Genomic DNA, 14313 nt, shown 5'->3' on the forward strand with positions numbered 1-14313 from the left:
TTTGGAGTGAATTCCTTTTTTTCGATTATGACGGCTTTGCTTATTTTTGATGAAAATCTTTCAAATGAAATTGATCTACTTCCTATTAATATTTTTTGTTATCGCCTGCGCTCCCGATAAACTCCCTGCAGATTTACTGATAAAAAATGCCACGATCTACACCCTGGATAAAGAATTTAGTAAAGCATCTGCATTAGTAGTGAAAGATGGGAAAATACTCGAAATAGGTTTAAAACCCGAACTTGAACTAAAATACAACATCAAAAAAACCTACGATGCCAAAGGGAATACAGTTGTTCCCGGATTGATTGATGCACATGCGCATTTATACGGATTGGGGTTAGGGCTTCAAAATGTAGATCTGGTTGGAACAAAAAGTTTTGATGAGGTGTTAGGGAAATTGGTGGCCTTTCAAGAAGAGAAACAACTTCCTTACATCATAGGTCGTGGATGGGATCAGAACAAATGGGAGAATAAAAGTTTTCCAACGAAAAAAATGTTGGATTCCTTATTTCCAGATACACCTGTTGCTTTGAGAAGAATAGACGGACATGCGCTATTGGTAAATTCCAAAGCATTGGAACTTGCCGGAATTACAGGAAAAACAAGAGTAAAAGGAGGGGAAATACTTTTAGAAAATGGAGAGCCCACGGGAATTCTCATCGATAATCCTATGGAATTGGTAAACAAAACCTTTCCTCATATAACCGAGGAGGTTTCCATCAACGCACTACTGGAAGCGGAAAAAATTGCTTTCAAATATGGTCTCACAACCGTTGACGATGCAGGCTTGGATAGAAATATCATCGAACTTATAGACGCTCTTCAAAAACAAGGGAAATTCAAACTTAGAATGTACACTATGATCAGTAATAGTCCTGAAAACATGGATTACTACTTAAAAAAAGGTATTTATAAAACCGAAAGATTAAATGTTCGCTCTTTTAAGGTATATGCTGATGGTGCACTTGGTTCACGAGGTGCGGCAATGCGAGCGCCCTATAATGATATGCCGGGACATTATGGTGCATTGATTACGCCTGCTGATAGTTTGGATTACTTGGCAGAGAAGCTGGCCGCTTCCGAATTTCAAATGAATACGCATGCGATTGGGGATTCGGCAAACATTTCCGTTTTACGAGCATATAAAAAGGCTTTGGAAGGACAAACTGACCGACGTTGGAGGGTAGAGCATGCTCAAATAATATCACAGGAAGGTTTTGATTATTTCCCAGACGACAATAATATCCTTCCGTCCGTACAGCCAACGCATGCTACAAGCGACATGTATTGGGCCGAGGATAGAGTGGGAGCAGAGAGAATGAAAGGGGCTTATGCCTATAAAACATTATTGGAAAAAGCGGGTAAAATCGCTTTGGGGACCGATTTTCCTGTGGAACACGTAAATCCGATGTACACTTTTCACTCAGCGGTAGCCAGACAGGATTTAAAGAATTATCCAGAAGATGGTTTTCAGATGAAAGATGCCTTGACCCGCGAAGAGGCTTTAAGGGGAATGACTATTTGGGCCGCTTTCTTCAACTTCGAGGAAGATGAAAAGGGAAGTATTGAAGTGGGCAAATTTGCAGATTTTACCATCTTGGATAAAGATATTATGGAAGTGGAAGCAAATGAAATTCCCAATACTAAAGTAGTTGCTACTTTTATTAATGGGGAGTTGGTTTATGAAGTTGAATAAAATTAAATACGGCGATCTTTAATTTTATAAATCCCAATAATGAGGCTAAAAAGGAGACATATTAACATCTTAACCTTCGGCTTCCTCCTTATAATTTATTAAGTTTGCCCCTTATTAAAAAACAAACCTTTTTAAACCTAAAACCCCACAAAAAATGAAAAAATTTACTTTTTTATTGATATGCCTTTTTCCATTATTTGGTACTATCAATGCTCAGGAAAATATTTCGGCTACTGTAGAAAAATTATTGGAGCGATCGGCAGCTTCAGGAAACCCTGCTGGTTCAGAGCCCGCAGATCTTTATACTTCCGAAGAAAAATTATTATTACAAAAACACTTTACTACTGACAATCCTAACGTTTCTCTTCGCGACCTTGGAGATGGTGATGTTTATGTAGCAAGTATTTTTGGCGGATGTAATGAACGTGGATTTGGAACTTTTCCCCTGGCTGGACCTTTTAATATTAACTTCCTTACTTATACCACTACTAAATTTTATGCCGGCGATCGGGACGATGCCGGTAATCTATATGGAGTGAGTTCAGACATGATGGATGAAAATGGATATTTGGTAAAAATCGATCCAGAGACCGGTGCGGAAACACTAATAGGAAATTTGAATTTGGAAGAACACCACCTTGTAACCGGATTGGCTTGGAATACGGTTAATCAAACAATGTATGTAATGAGTACTAATAGCTATAATAATAAACTCTACACTGTTGATTTAGAAACCGCAGAACTTACCCAGATTGGGGGAGAAATGGCCACTCGATTGGGAATATGGCTAGCTATAGACAATGAGGGGAATGCTTTTACACTGGATATTGGTCCTAATTTTCTATACTCTGTCAATCTGGAGACAGCAGCTGCAACCATTATTGGCCCCACGGGAGTTCAATTAAGAAATGCGCAAGATGGAGGTTTTGATCGGTCAACTGGTATCTTATACGCGGGTGGTTATCACGGCGGAGGTGTGAGCAATCTTTATTCTGTGAATACTACTACAGGTATGTTTACAAATCTGGGTAGTGTAGGCGACTGTGCAGAACTCGGAATTGTGGCTTTTTTAGGTGGAACAGTGGGAGTATCTGATAATAAATTGGAAGGCTTTTTTTTTTATCCCAACCCATCGAGCGACGTTCTTAACCTAAAATCAGTAAAGAATATTGATTCTGTTAGTATCTATAATTTATTGGGCCAAGAAATAATGCAAACTAAAGTGAACGCTACAGGTTCACAATTAAATATATCTTCACTAAGTGTAGGTACTTATATTATGAAAGTGAACGTTAATGGGGAATTAGGAACATTTAAAATTATCAAGAACTAAGAATATAGTTTTTTAAATATTGAAAGCCATCCTAGTGAAAATTAGGATGGCTTTTTTCATTGGTGTATATATAAAAAGCGTTCTAAATAATGATGCCTTACTGGCAAGATTAATCGACTTTAGTTTATCCTGAGCGAAGCCGAAGAGATCAAAATGACACTTTCATTAATTGAAAATCAATATTTATTGTCAGGTCGAGCGCAGTCGAGACCTTTTAGAGTTAATAAAAAATGTTGTTATTTAAGTAAGGTTTTGATTGTCTCCCCTTAATATAAAAGCGGTGAAGCACCAATAAGATTGTGAATTAAAAAGGATTTTGTAGAAGCGTTTAAGACGCTATTGATTCTATATGTTAGGTATCGATAACAATGAATCCTATTTTTCTTAAATTGTTATATCTTTGATAGAAAGCACATCGAAACTCGAAATGGAAATTAAATTTCAAACGAAAGAAGAAAGCAATCGACAGCAGGAAGAAGCATTTTTGAAACTATCTCCATCTGAAAGGGTATGGAGGTTTTTTGAGTTAATGCAAAAAAGTAAAAGTCTTTTTGGTGATCAGAATCCCACCAAATCAGATAATTTCGTCATTAACATCGAATTAAAATGATACAGGAATGGAACACTGCTATTGCGAGGTTTATTGAACTAGCGGCCAAGCATAAAGTTAGAATGTTAATGGTAGGTGGTGGTGCAGTCAATTTCCACGGATACCAACGTCATTCCGCCGATGTTGATTTTTGGATCGATATTTCTTCAGATAATTTCAAAAGGTTGATTCAGGTCTTTAAAGAAATGGACTATGAGATTGAAGATTTCCCACAAGAAGTAAAAGATCAAAAACAGAATATCTCGGTAAAATTTTCTCCCGTAGATCTTGATCTTGAGCTTATAACTAATTTTTCAGTTAATAAATCCTTTGATGATGCGTATGAGCGGAGTAAAGTGGTAAAATTGGAAAGAAATAAAGCAGAATTAGTTTGGCGCGTGATCTCCTTGGAAGATCTACTTACAAGTAAAATTAAATCCGGTCGTCCCAAAGATCTTTTGGATGTACAGCAACTTCAGAAAATACATTCTTCTTAAACAAAATTTCTGGAAACAATGGCTCAAGAAAAATTTCCTCTCATTTCCTACTAACATAATTTTTGTCTTACGTCTTACGTCTTACTGTCCTATGTCATTAATCATAACATTGGAATTTTAAACAAAAAAGAGACCCGTTTCCAGGTCTCTCTTTCATCCAAAATATTCTAATTTACTTATTTCTTCACCACTTTAAAAGTAGAAACACTGTCTGCAGCATTCGCTTTAAGAACATAAGTTCCTGTTGGCAATGAAGATAGATCAAGAACTACATTCGTACTTCTTGGTTGTGCCTGCATTACTGTTTGGCCCAAAAGGTTGTAAACAGTTATAGCGTCAATAGAATTAGCCGCAGATATGGTTAAGTTATCCTTCACTGGGTTAGGGAAATAATTGATATTGGAAATTTCATTTTCGTTAATCCCAACAGTATTTCCAGCAACATTAATATCATCTAGATATAATCTATAGTTTCCCGCAGGGGAGTAGGCATTAAATCCGAAGTAATAGACACCATCTGCAGGTGGAGTAAAAGTTACTGTATTCTCAGTAGCCATGCCGGAATTGATTGCGGGATGATCCGCCAATTGAGTTGTCATGGCAGATGCTTCCGGATATGTGCCATAAGCCACTTTCATCTTTTCCGTGTCACCATACGTGTTGTCGTTACCGTATAGGTAAGATATTTGGTATTCGGTGTCCGCTTCTAATTCCACGCCTTGGGTATAAAACCAAGCATTGGCGTCATTGCTAGAGCTCCAATTGTAAAATAAAACCTGGCTATCGAAACCAAATCCATTTAAGTTAGTGGTAATCCAGTTATTACCCTCGCTCAAATTCTCTCTTGAGGTACAAGCAGGTAAATTAGGAGTAGTTGCGGTTTCAAAATCCATAACATACGGAACCGTTGCCGCAGTACATAAAGTTGTGAATTGTTTAGGACCGGCCATTTCGCTTTCATCATCTTCACCACAAATAGCAGTTACATAAAATTCATAGATGGTGCCGTCTTCCAAACCTGTAATGGTTGTTTCAGGATCCGTGTCAACAACAACTAGGGTCCCTTCGGTAGTAGGATCAAATCCTGCTTCTCCATAAAGAACTTCCCATTCAGTTTCTGTACCACCCGCAGTCCAACTCAAATCAGCAGTTGATGTAGTAAAGTTATCAGCATTCAGATTGGTGGGCATTTCACAGCTTGGGGCAACGATTATACTAATATTATCAACATATAAGTAGTATTGGAAGGCAGCTGAATACGCGTTAAATCCAAAATAATATACACCATCTGTATCAACTGTAAATGTGACCTCATCTGTTGAAGGAGTTCCGCCGCCAATTGTCGGATAGTCTGCTAACTCTTCAGTCATGGCAGAAGCATTTGGGGAAGTGCCATAAGCTACTTTCAGGCTTTCTACCTTGGTTGTGCTATTATTTCCGTATTTATAGGAGATTTTATATTCTGTACCCGCAACAAGATTTAAACCTTGGGTATAGAACCAAGCGTCGGCCGCATATGTCGTACTGTATTCATAACGCAATACTTTACTGTTAAAGCCATTGCCGCTTGCAGAGTAAGTGGCCCAATTTCTTCCATCACCAACATTCTGTGTAGTTGTACATTCTGGTAAAGCTGGGGTGGTTACCTCTTCGAAATCCAAGAAATAGGGTAGCTCTGTTGCTTCACATACGGTAGTAGCGGAAACAGGACCCACCATTTCACTTTCATCACTTGCACCACAAATAGCAGTCACGTAGAAGTCATATGTAGTATTGCTATCTAAGCCCGTAATTGTAGTTGTTGGGTCAGTGTTTACTGTAGCCTCTTGTCCTCCGGTAGTTGGATCAAAACCAGCTTCTCCGTAAGTTACCAACCATTCTGTTTCATCACCTCCAGCAGTCCAGCTCAAATCCGCAGAGTTATGGGAAAAGCTTGTCGCCATTAATTCTGTTGGTTGAGGACACGTTGGCGCAACGATAATCTTAATATCATCCAGATATAGTCTATTTCTATCAGCATCAGAGTACACATTGAACCCAAAATAGTAAACACCATCAGCAGCTACTGTAAATGATACCATTTCATTGTAGGCCGCACCTATACTCGGATAATCTGCTAGTTGTTCGTTCATGGCAGAGGCTTCTGGAGAAGTTCCGTATGCTACTTTCATCTTCTCTGGCCAGTACTCAGAACCAAAAAATTTATATGAAATTTGGTAGTTAACTCCCGATTCTAGCGCCACTCCTTGGGTATAAAACCAGGCATTTGCGGCATTATTGGAATCGTAGGTATATATTAAGACATTTGCGCTTAATCCGTTATCGTTATAAACAGTAGTTTCCCAATTGTTTCCAGTTCCAACGTTCTCACTTGAAGTACACTCTGGAAGGGCAGGTGGAGTAGCGGTTTCAAAATCCATAATATAGGGTAGGGTAGCGGCACCACAGCCACCTTCTGGTAGGGTTGTAAAGCTTTCTACAGTGGTTGTAGCCGTATCTCCAGCTCCACAATCTGAAATGACATACACATCATATGTGGTGTTGGCATTCAAACCAGAAACAGCAACTGTTTCAATACCTTCACCTACCGTTTCCGAAGTTACTGGTGTATCGGTATCAGGATTTGCCCCATCGGTAAAAACATTTACTGTGTATCCATCAGTTGCTGTGGTCGTGTTAACCCAGGTAACAATAGCCCCAGTTTCGGTAATATCGGATATTGTAACATCAGTTACTGCAACACAGCTTTGTTGGATTCCACCCAAAATCATGGTACTGATATGATTTGTGGTCGTAAATGCCGCTGGTGGATTATTTGGATCCGGATTATCGGAATCGCTTCGGGTATAAATACCTCTTGCGGCTCCTAGATCACCCGTTTTTCCAAAATATATGGAGCAATTAAATCCAGGCTGATTTTCATCCACTGCAATAACCAGATTATCTGTATTGTTGTAAGTGAATGGAGTATCAAATTCGATCGTCATTTGTTGACCCTGAGCAGGAAAAGTTACCGTTCCCGAAAAGACTTCTGTAAGGTCCCCCATTTGCACCCAATCGTTTTCATTGGCAAAATTTGTTTTTGGGGTATGGCCCATCAAAATCGTCCAATCCGTACTGCTATCAGTGCCACCGGTGGTAACGTCATAAAAATAGGTAATTGAGGTAATCTGTCCCTGTGCGTTGATTTCACTTTGATAGACCAATTGTTGGGAATATGAATAGTTCCAACAACTAAAAATTGGCATTGTGGAAGTAGTGCCGTCTTGTGTTCCAATTGGTATTTGGGCGAAAGATCCCCAAAACCAAAGCAATCCCAATAGGATTGAAAATGTAATTTTCTTCATGGTAAGAATTTAGGTTTGTTAATGAATAATTTAAACTATCAATTCCTGAAACACACCTAAAATTTAACCAACTGCAAAAAAAGGGGATTATCAAACTTAGACAACATTTTTTGTATGCTCTAATTGGCTCAAAGGCTTAGGAATGTGTAAAAGATTTTTGATAGTGGGGCGAAAATAAAGATTTTGTTTAGAATTACTGGTGTTTACCTGATAGAATTTCGCAATTTTCACCTCTTTTAACATAGATAGGAGGAGACAAGACAGAGACGAGGAGGTATTTTCTTTGTGAACAAAAGCCTATTATTCAGCATAGGTGGAGCTGGGCCAAATAATCGAAATTATCCCCTCTCGCCATAATTCTAAAGTCTAACTGATTTTCCTCACATATTTCCCGAAATAAAGTCTCGTCCAAATAAAGCCATTCAAAAGGTTCACTTTCCATCCCTTTATAACGAATTGTAAATTCCAGTTCGCCATAATAACGATCGGCGGGTACTAAAATCCCACCTCCTTCTGTGCGATCGTACATATATTGAAGATCGCTGGAGTCAATTAGAATCTGTCCTTGAGGATTTAACAAAGATTTTAAATGTCGGAGATATATGGGAGTTCTTTCCAAATTTTGAAAAATTCCCGTACCGTTCATCAACAGCAAAATGGTATCAAACTTTTCATTTTTTAATTGAAGTAGGTCTATATTTTTTGCGTTTTGAAGTCCTCTTAATTTGCAGACTTCTATTGCACCTTTGGAAGTGTCTATTCCCATAACATCAAAACCTTTTTCTTGCAGGTATAAGGAATGGCTTCCAGCGCCACAGCCAACGTCGAGAACTTTTCCTCTTGAGGATTTCAATGCCTTGCGTTCTATTTCAGGCATTTCCTCGAAGTATCTAAGAAGATAGGGAAGGGGCAATTCGTCTTCTTCGGAAATATTCGTTTCAGTGATTATATCTTCGGAATAATTTCCGTGGTAATAATCCAATAATGCCTTTCCCATAATGTCTTGCATACAATTGATAGATGAAAAGTGATGGTTACGTTTAATAATGAATTACGAAAGTATTGCTATTTGAGGACATTCTTTGTAATTATTCTTTTTAGAGCAACAAGAAACGATTGAGACATAGTAATTTTGTAAGCATTCGGAAAGAAGAAAGATTTTCTCCGTGCGCCTCAGCGTTTTCTCAGCGTAACTTTGTGTAATAACTATAACGCAGAGTTTCACAGAGAGACACAGAGTTTCACAGAGGTATATTTAATTGAAATGGAAAACATCCTAAAGCAACTCCCCCAAAAAGCAAAAGAAGCGGAAGCGGAAAACAAAAAGTTCTTTGCAAAGCTGAAGAAAAAACCGCCAAAGCATTTGGATACTTTGATGCAGGATCTTCACGAAAAGGAATTTGAAAGAACGGATTGTCTTACTTGTGCGAATTGTTGCAAAACTACAGGTCCACTTTTCACAGATAAAGACATTGAGCGTATTTCAAAGCATTTCCGAATGAAGCCTCAGCAATTTATCCAAACCTATTTACGAATGGATGAGGATAATGATTATGTTCTTCAAAGTGTTCCCTGTGAATTTTTGGGTCCAGACAATTATTGCAGTATTTACGATGTCCGTCCGAAAGCCTGTCGAGAATTCCCTCATACCGATCGGAAAAAATTCCAGCAGATTTCCAATCTAACCATGAAGAACGTTGCCATTTGTCCAGCTGCTTTTAATATTGTGGAGGAAATGAAACGTTTTATTAAGTAGCAGTAGGTAGTGGGGGTATTCAGTTTTATCAACTAGAAACTTTTCTCTGCGTAACTCTGTGATTCTCTGCGAATCTTTGTGTAACAACTATTCCGCAGAGTCACGCGGAGGTTTCACAGAGAGACGCAGAGGTTTAAGCAAATTGTCCTTTTTTTTACTGCTCACTGCCACTGCCCACTGCCTCTTTTTACCTAAGGATACGACAGATACTTCTCCCGAACCTTCTCAAACTTCTCCAGCCCACCCTTCCAAGAATCCCGGATTGCTTCCGCAGACATACCTTTCTCAATTTGTTGCTGGAGTTGCTTGGTTCCGGCCAATTTCACAAAAAACGAATTGAAGAAATCTTTCTTCCTCCCACTCGCATTATAAGATTCTATAAGCCATTCCAAATTGATGTTACTCAACCGAGGTTCGTTTCTTAGATCTTTTCCGTGACAAAGTTGTCCTTTGAATTTTGGATCTTTTGAGCCTTCGTTTGGTTGTGGAGTGTATGTAAATGGATATTTTGAAGCTGGCAGACTCGGTGCGCCAAAAACCTGGAACTGCATATCCGTCCCTCGTCCAGCATTTATGAAGGTTCCTTCAAAAAAGCAAAGACTTGGATACAGATTTATAGATTTGTCGTTTGGTAAATTTGGAGATGGTTTTATTGGTAAGGAATAAGGTGTTTGGTGCGTATAATTTTCCATTTTAATTACCGTAAGTTGGCATTCTATTTTGTTATTCAACCATCCTTCACCATTTATCATTTTTGCGTATTCCCCAATAGTCATACCGTGAACCACGGGAACGGGGTGCATTCCCACAAAACTTTGATGTTCTTTTTCCAAAATAGGGCCATCGATATAATGACCATTTGGATTTGGGCGATCGAGCACAATAACAGGAATTCCCAGTTCCGCACATGCTTCCATCACATAATGAAGAGTCGAGATGTAAGTGTAAAATCGAGCACCAACATCCTGAATATCAAAAACCATTACATCAATTCCTTTCAGCTGTTCCAGGGAAGGCTTTTTGTTGCTTCCGTAAAGCGAAATGAGAGGCACACCTGTTTTGGAATCTACGCCATCCTTCACATGTTCTCCAGCATCCGCAGTGCCACGAAAACCGTGTTCGGGTGCAAAAACCTTTTTAACCGAAACCTTTTTTAAAATTAAGAAATCCACAAGATGTTGGTTTTCTTTTCCCAAAAAGGAAGTCTGGTTCGCAACAACGCCAACGTTCCTGCCTTTCAGCAACTCAGCATAAAGGTGGAATTGTTCCGCTCCCACAATAATTCCGTCTTCATTCCCCCCTCGGGGGTTAGGGGGACCTCGTTTCCCCCTCGGGGGGTTAGGGGGACATCACTTCCCACTTTGGGGGTAAGGGGGAAGTCATTTCCCCCTTTAGGGGTTTGGGGGACATTTCCACATGAAAAAATAGTCAGAACAATCAATAAAACTGTATTTTTGAAAAAAGTTAACTTCATAGGATTCAAGTGAATTTCGAATTTTTCATCGCTCGGCGCATCATTGCTTCCAAGGACTATAAAAGTAGTATTTCGGCGCCGATAATTAAAATCGCCATTACTGCAATCGCCATTGGGGTAATCATGATGCTGATTTCAATTGCCACTGGCATTGGCCTTCAAAAAAAGATTCGCGAAAAAGTTTCTGCCTTTAACGGCGATATCATCATAACCAATTTTGATACCAACTTTTCCAACGATTCACAAAATCCCATTTCAAAAGATCAACCGTTTTACCCCAAGTTTAAAAATATTGATGGGATAAAACACGTTCAGGTCACTGCTTCCAAAGGTGGCGTAATCCGTACAGAAACCGATTTCGAAGGCGTAGTGGTAAAAGGAGTTGGCGATGACTATGACTGGGAATATTTTAAAGACTATTTGGTCGAGGGAAAACTGCCCGACTTTAGGGGCGAACTAAATGAAGACGTCCTAATATCGGAATATTTGGCGAACAGGCTCCATCTAAAACTCGGTGATAAAATTACTACGTTTTTTTTAAATGATGAAGTCTCCAAGACTCCGAGAAGTAGAGGATTCGAGATTTTAGGGATTTATAATAGCGGTTTTCAGCAATTTGACGAACAGTATATTATTGCCGATATCCGGCATATCCAAAAGTTGAATAAATGGGATGAAAACCAGATCGGGGCCTTTGAGGTTTTCGTCAATGATTTCGATGATATTGTAGCCATCGGAAATGAAGTTTACAACGAAACGGGAAGCACATTGGACACCCAAACCATTCGTGATAAATATGCCTCCATTTTTGAATGGTTGGATTTATTCGACTTTAATATTCTGGCTATTATTGGGATAATGATTTTGGTTGCTGGCATAAATATGGTCACCGCACTTTTAGTCCTAATTTTGGAACGTACCCAAATGATCGGGATTTTAAAAGCAATGGGAAGTAGCGATAGCAGCGTTCGTAAAATATTTCTATTTAACGCAATGTATTTGATTGGGGTAGGGTTGTTTTGGGGAAATTTGATTGGAATCGGCTTGCTATTGCTTCAGAAATACGGCAAGGTATTTCCTTTAAACCCAAATACGTACTACGTTTCCGAAGCTCCAGTTTACTTGAGTTGGGATTATATTTTAGTTATGAATCTTGGCACATTTGTACTTTGTCTCGTAATGCTTCTGGTTGCAGCTATATTGATCACAAAGATTTCCCCTGTAAAGGCGATACGGTTTGACTAATTGTGAGCCAGACAATTCAATACCAAACGATTTGATCTTTTAAACAAAAGGGAATTATTCATCTTATAATTTAACATAGCTATTCGCGGATATCCGCTTTCTTTTTTTTCATTTGTGGGAATAAACTAAAGATCAAAAATTATGAAGATTATAAAACCAATTTTAATTGCGCTCATCGCCGTTTTAGCAATTGGATGCAGTAAAGACGAAGGTTGCGGATGTACAATAATTTCTTTGGCTGCCAATATTTCTCTGAAAAATAATGCCGGAGAGGATCTACTTAACCCCGACAATCCCAATTCCTATAAAAAAAGAGATATCAAGACATATTATTTAATTGATGGAGAACAAACACGAGCTGGGCAATACGATAATTTTTATGAGGATGAAGATGGGATTTTCAGATTTGGTGTAATGGTGAATTACGAAGGAAGTGATGAATATCCTATAACTTATATCGATTGGGACGAAACGGATAGAGATACCATTAAATCTGAAATCTATAGAACCAACAATCAAACAAGAGCAATTAAATTTTGGTATAATAGAGAGTTAGTTTGGGATGCGGAAAATGGCGGCCCCCCTATTTTTACAATTGTGAAGTAGATAGCTTTTAAACTTTCGGAATATAAATTTTATGACCAGACCTCACAGGTTTCAAATGCCCGTGAGGTCTTTCCTTTTCATCAATAAATTGTACCTTTGTCCTCATACTCCGAAGCTTTAGCCAAGGAGTGCTTTCTTAAAAAAATCTATGGAATACGCAGAAAATATCTTAGGAACCATCGGTAATACGCCAATGGTGAAAATCAATAAAATAATCGGGGATATTCCCGCTTTAGTGCTCGCCAAATATGAAACTTTTAACCCGGGAAACTCCGTTAAGGATCGGATGGCTTTAACAATGATCGAGGATGCCGAAGCCGATGGTAGGTTAAAACCTGGAGGAACTATTATCGAAGGAACTTCCGGAAATACGGGTATGGGTCTGGCCCTTGCCGCCATCGTTAAGGGCTATAAAATGATCTGCGTAATCAGCGATAAACAGAGCAAGGAAAAAGTTGATATTCTTAGAGCTGTAGGCAGCGAAGTAGTTGTCTGTCCAACAGATGTAGCTCCAGATGATCCGCGCAGTTATTATTCCGTTTCTAGAAGATTGGCGGAAGAAACCCCTAATAGTTGGTATGTAAACCAATATGATAATCCGAGTAATACCAAAGCGCATTATCAAAGTACGGGTCCAGAAATCTGGAGACAGACCGATGGAAAAGTAACCCATTTTGTTGTAGGTGTTGGGACAGGTGGAACAATTAGCGGCGTTGGCAAATATTTAAAAGAACAAAATCCAGATATTAAAGTTTGGGGAATCGATACCTACGGAAGCGTTTTCAAAAAATATCATGAAACCGGAATTTTTGATGAAAATGAAATCTATCCTTATATCACCGAAGGTATTGGTGAAGATATTCTTCCGAAGAACGTGGATTTCAGCATAATCGATGGGTTTACAAAAGTAACGGATAAGGATGCGGCCATTTATACTCAAAAGCTAGCAAAAATGGAAGGTTTTTTCCTAGGAAATTCCGCCGGGGCAGCTATCAAAGGTTTACTTCAATTGAAAGAACATTTTACCAAAGATGATGTTGTTGTAGTCCTTTTCCACGATCACGGTAGTAGGTATGTCGGGAAGATGTACAATGACGAATGGATGCGCGAGCAGGGATTCGTAGAGGATTAATTTAATAATTGAAGATTTTCTCTTATATTGGTTTCAATCATCAGTATTCTTGAATCAAAGAATTCTATCTTAATGTAGCCAACTATGATACTTCAACTAAAATCCGGGACAAACGGTCAAATTAAAGTTACCGATAATACTATTTACATTGACGACGTTAGTGGCAGAATGCATAAATATGGCTTTAAAGCTGCTCCCTTTCTATTTTTGCTATTTGGAGTTTACCAAATCTACTCAGGTATTATCGCTGTAAATGATGTTCAAACCGCATTGAAAATTTTCAGCGGAATGTTACTGATTGCAATTCCTGCACTTCTCTATCATTCAAATTTTATCCGCACAAATAGAAAGGAAATAGAATTTAACGAAATCAGGTATGTTAAAATGAAAAGTATATTAGGGGGCATTTTTGTCGATTTTAAGTTAAACGATAATTCCACTCGCAGAGTTTATAATATTAAAAATAGAAGTGAATGGAATTTGATCAAAAATATTTTGCAGGAGAACAGCGTTCTCTGCTTCGGTTAGATTAACTATTTTATTAGCAGCTAGAAACTAAAAACTAGAAACTAGAAACCAGAAACTATTTATCTGCCAAAACTTTAGCGAAGGAGGAAGGAACTACAAAATACAAA

General features: G+C 38.5%; 11 protein-coding genes. 8 read left to right on the forward strand and 3 right to left on the reverse strand.

Annotated features, from left to right (window positions below):
* The first annotated feature begins 64 nt into the window (after nt 1-64).
* The 3 genes from EI546_RS14925 to EI546_RS14940 all read left to right on the forward strand — a co-directional run bounded on the left by EI546_RS14925 (nt 65) and on the right by EI546_RS14940 (nt 4118).
* Nucleotides 65-1699 (forward strand): amidohydrolase, encoded by a 1635-nt coding sequence (locus EI546_RS14925; RefSeq protein ID WP_128251294.1) that lies wholly within the window; start codon nt 65-67, stop codon nt 1697-1699.
* 154 nt (nt 1700-1853) lie between these two features.
* Entirely contained in the window at nt 1854-3032 is a 1179-nt protein-coding gene (locus EI546_RS14930; protein WP_128251295.1) for a T9SS type A sorting domain-containing protein, read from the forward strand.
* Between the two features lie 606 nt (nt 3033-3638).
* Nucleotides 3639-4118, forward strand: coding sequence for a nucleotidyl transferase AbiEii/AbiGii toxin family protein (locus tag EI546_RS14940; RefSeq protein WP_128251297.1), 480 nt, complete (start codon nt 3639-3641; stop codon nt 4116-4118).
* Nucleotides 4119-4294: 176 nt separating this feature from the next.
* Here the strand turns inward: EI546_RS14940 and EI546_RS14945 are convergent, their stop codons facing one another.
* The gene (locus tag EI546_RS14945) at nt 4295-7465 is read right to left on the reverse strand and encodes a fibronectin type III domain-containing protein (protein WP_128251298.1); all 3171 of its coding nucleotides are present in this window, start codon (nt 7463-7465) and stop codon (nt 4295-4297) included.
* Between the two features lie 304 nt (nt 7466-7769).
* On the reverse strand, nt 7770-8474 hold the full coding sequence (locus tag EI546_RS14950) for a class I SAM-dependent methyltransferase (protein WP_128251299.1): 705 nt from the start codon (nt 8472-8474) through the stop codon (nt 7770-7772).
* Between the two features lie 255 nt (nt 8475-8729).
* On the opposite strand from EI546_RS14950, the gene EI546_RS14955 reads away from it, so the two are divergent.
* Nucleotides 8730-9221: a YkgJ family cysteine cluster protein gene (locus EI546_RS14955; RefSeq protein WP_128251300.1), complete on the forward strand. Its 492-nt coding sequence runs from the start codon at nt 8730-8732 to the stop codon at nt 9219-9221.
* A 191-nt stretch (nt 9222-9412) separates the two neighbouring features.
* Here the strand turns inward: EI546_RS14955 and EI546_RS14960 are convergent, their stop codons facing one another.
* Nucleotides 9413-10498, reverse strand: a complete 1086-nt coding sequence (locus EI546_RS14960; protein WP_410198309.1) for an exo-beta-N-acetylmuramidase NamZ family protein — start codon at nt 10496-10498, stop codon at nt 9413-9415.
* A 206-nt stretch (nt 10499-10704) separates the two neighbouring features.
* On the opposite strand from EI546_RS14960, the gene EI546_RS14965 reads away from it, so the two are divergent.
* The 4 genes from EI546_RS14965 (at nt 10705) to EI546_RS14980 (ending at nt 14206) form a co-directional block, all read left to right on the forward strand.
* A complete protein-coding gene (locus EI546_RS14965; RefSeq protein WP_128251302.1) occupies nt 10705-11940 on the forward strand; it encodes an ABC transporter permease in 1236 nt (411 codons plus the stop codon).
* 141 nt (nt 11941-12081) lie between these two features.
* On the forward strand, nt 12082-12546 hold the full coding sequence (locus EI546_RS14970) for a hypothetical protein (RefSeq protein ID WP_128251303.1): 465 nt from the start codon (nt 12082-12084) through the stop codon (nt 12544-12546).
* A 148-nt stretch (nt 12547-12694) separates the two neighbouring features.
* On the forward strand, nt 12695-13678 hold the full coding sequence (locus EI546_RS14975; RefSeq protein WP_128251304.1) for a PLP-dependent cysteine synthase family protein: 984 nt from the start codon (nt 12695-12697) through the stop codon (nt 13676-13678).
* Between the two features lie 84 nt (nt 13679-13762).
* The gene (locus tag EI546_RS14980) at nt 13763-14206 is read left to right on the forward strand and encodes a hypothetical protein (RefSeq protein ID WP_128251305.1); all 444 of its coding nucleotides are present in this window, start codon (nt 13763-13765) and stop codon (nt 14204-14206) included.
* Nucleotides 14207-14313 lie beyond the last annotated feature (107 nt).

It is taken from the genome of Aequorivita sp. H23M31 (genome assembly GCF_004022485.1).
Taxonomy (GTDB): Bacteria; Bacteroidota; Bacteroidia; order Flavobacteriales; family Flavobacteriaceae; genus Aequorivita; species Aequorivita ciconiae.

Coding starts and splice junctions, on each gene's coding strand:
- EI546_RS14925 (WP_128251294.1), top strand. CDS start 65: ATGAAATTGATCTACTTCCTATTAATATTTTTTGTTATCGCCTGCGCT.
- EI546_RS14930 (WP_128251295.1), top strand. CDS start 1,854: ATGAAAAAATTTACTTTTTTATTGATATGCCTTTTTCCATTATTTGGT.
- EI546_RS14940 (WP_128251297.1), top strand. CDS start 3,639: ATGATACAGGAATGGAACACTGCTATTGCGAGGTTTATTGAACTAGCG.
- EI546_RS14945 (WP_128251298.1), bottom strand. CDS start 7,465: ATGAAGAAAATTACATTTTCAATCCTATTGGGATTGCTTTGGTTTTGG.
- EI546_RS14950 (WP_128251299.1), bottom strand. CDS start 8,474: ATGCAAGACATTATGGGAAAGGCATTATTGGATTATTACCACGGAAAT.
- EI546_RS14955 (WP_128251300.1), top strand. CDS start 8,730: ATGGAAAACATCCTAAAGCAACTCCCCCAAAAAGCAAAAGAAGCGGAA.
- EI546_RS14970 (WP_128251303.1), top strand. CDS start 12,082: ATGAAGATTATAAAACCAATTTTAATTGCGCTCATCGCCGTTTTAGCA.
- EI546_RS14975 (WP_128251304.1), top strand. CDS start 12,695: ATGGAATACGCAGAAAATATCTTAGGAACCATCGGTAATACGCCAATG.
- EI546_RS14980 (WP_128251305.1), top strand. CDS start 13,763: ATGATACTTCAACTAAAATCCGGGACAAACGGTCAAATTAAAGTTACC.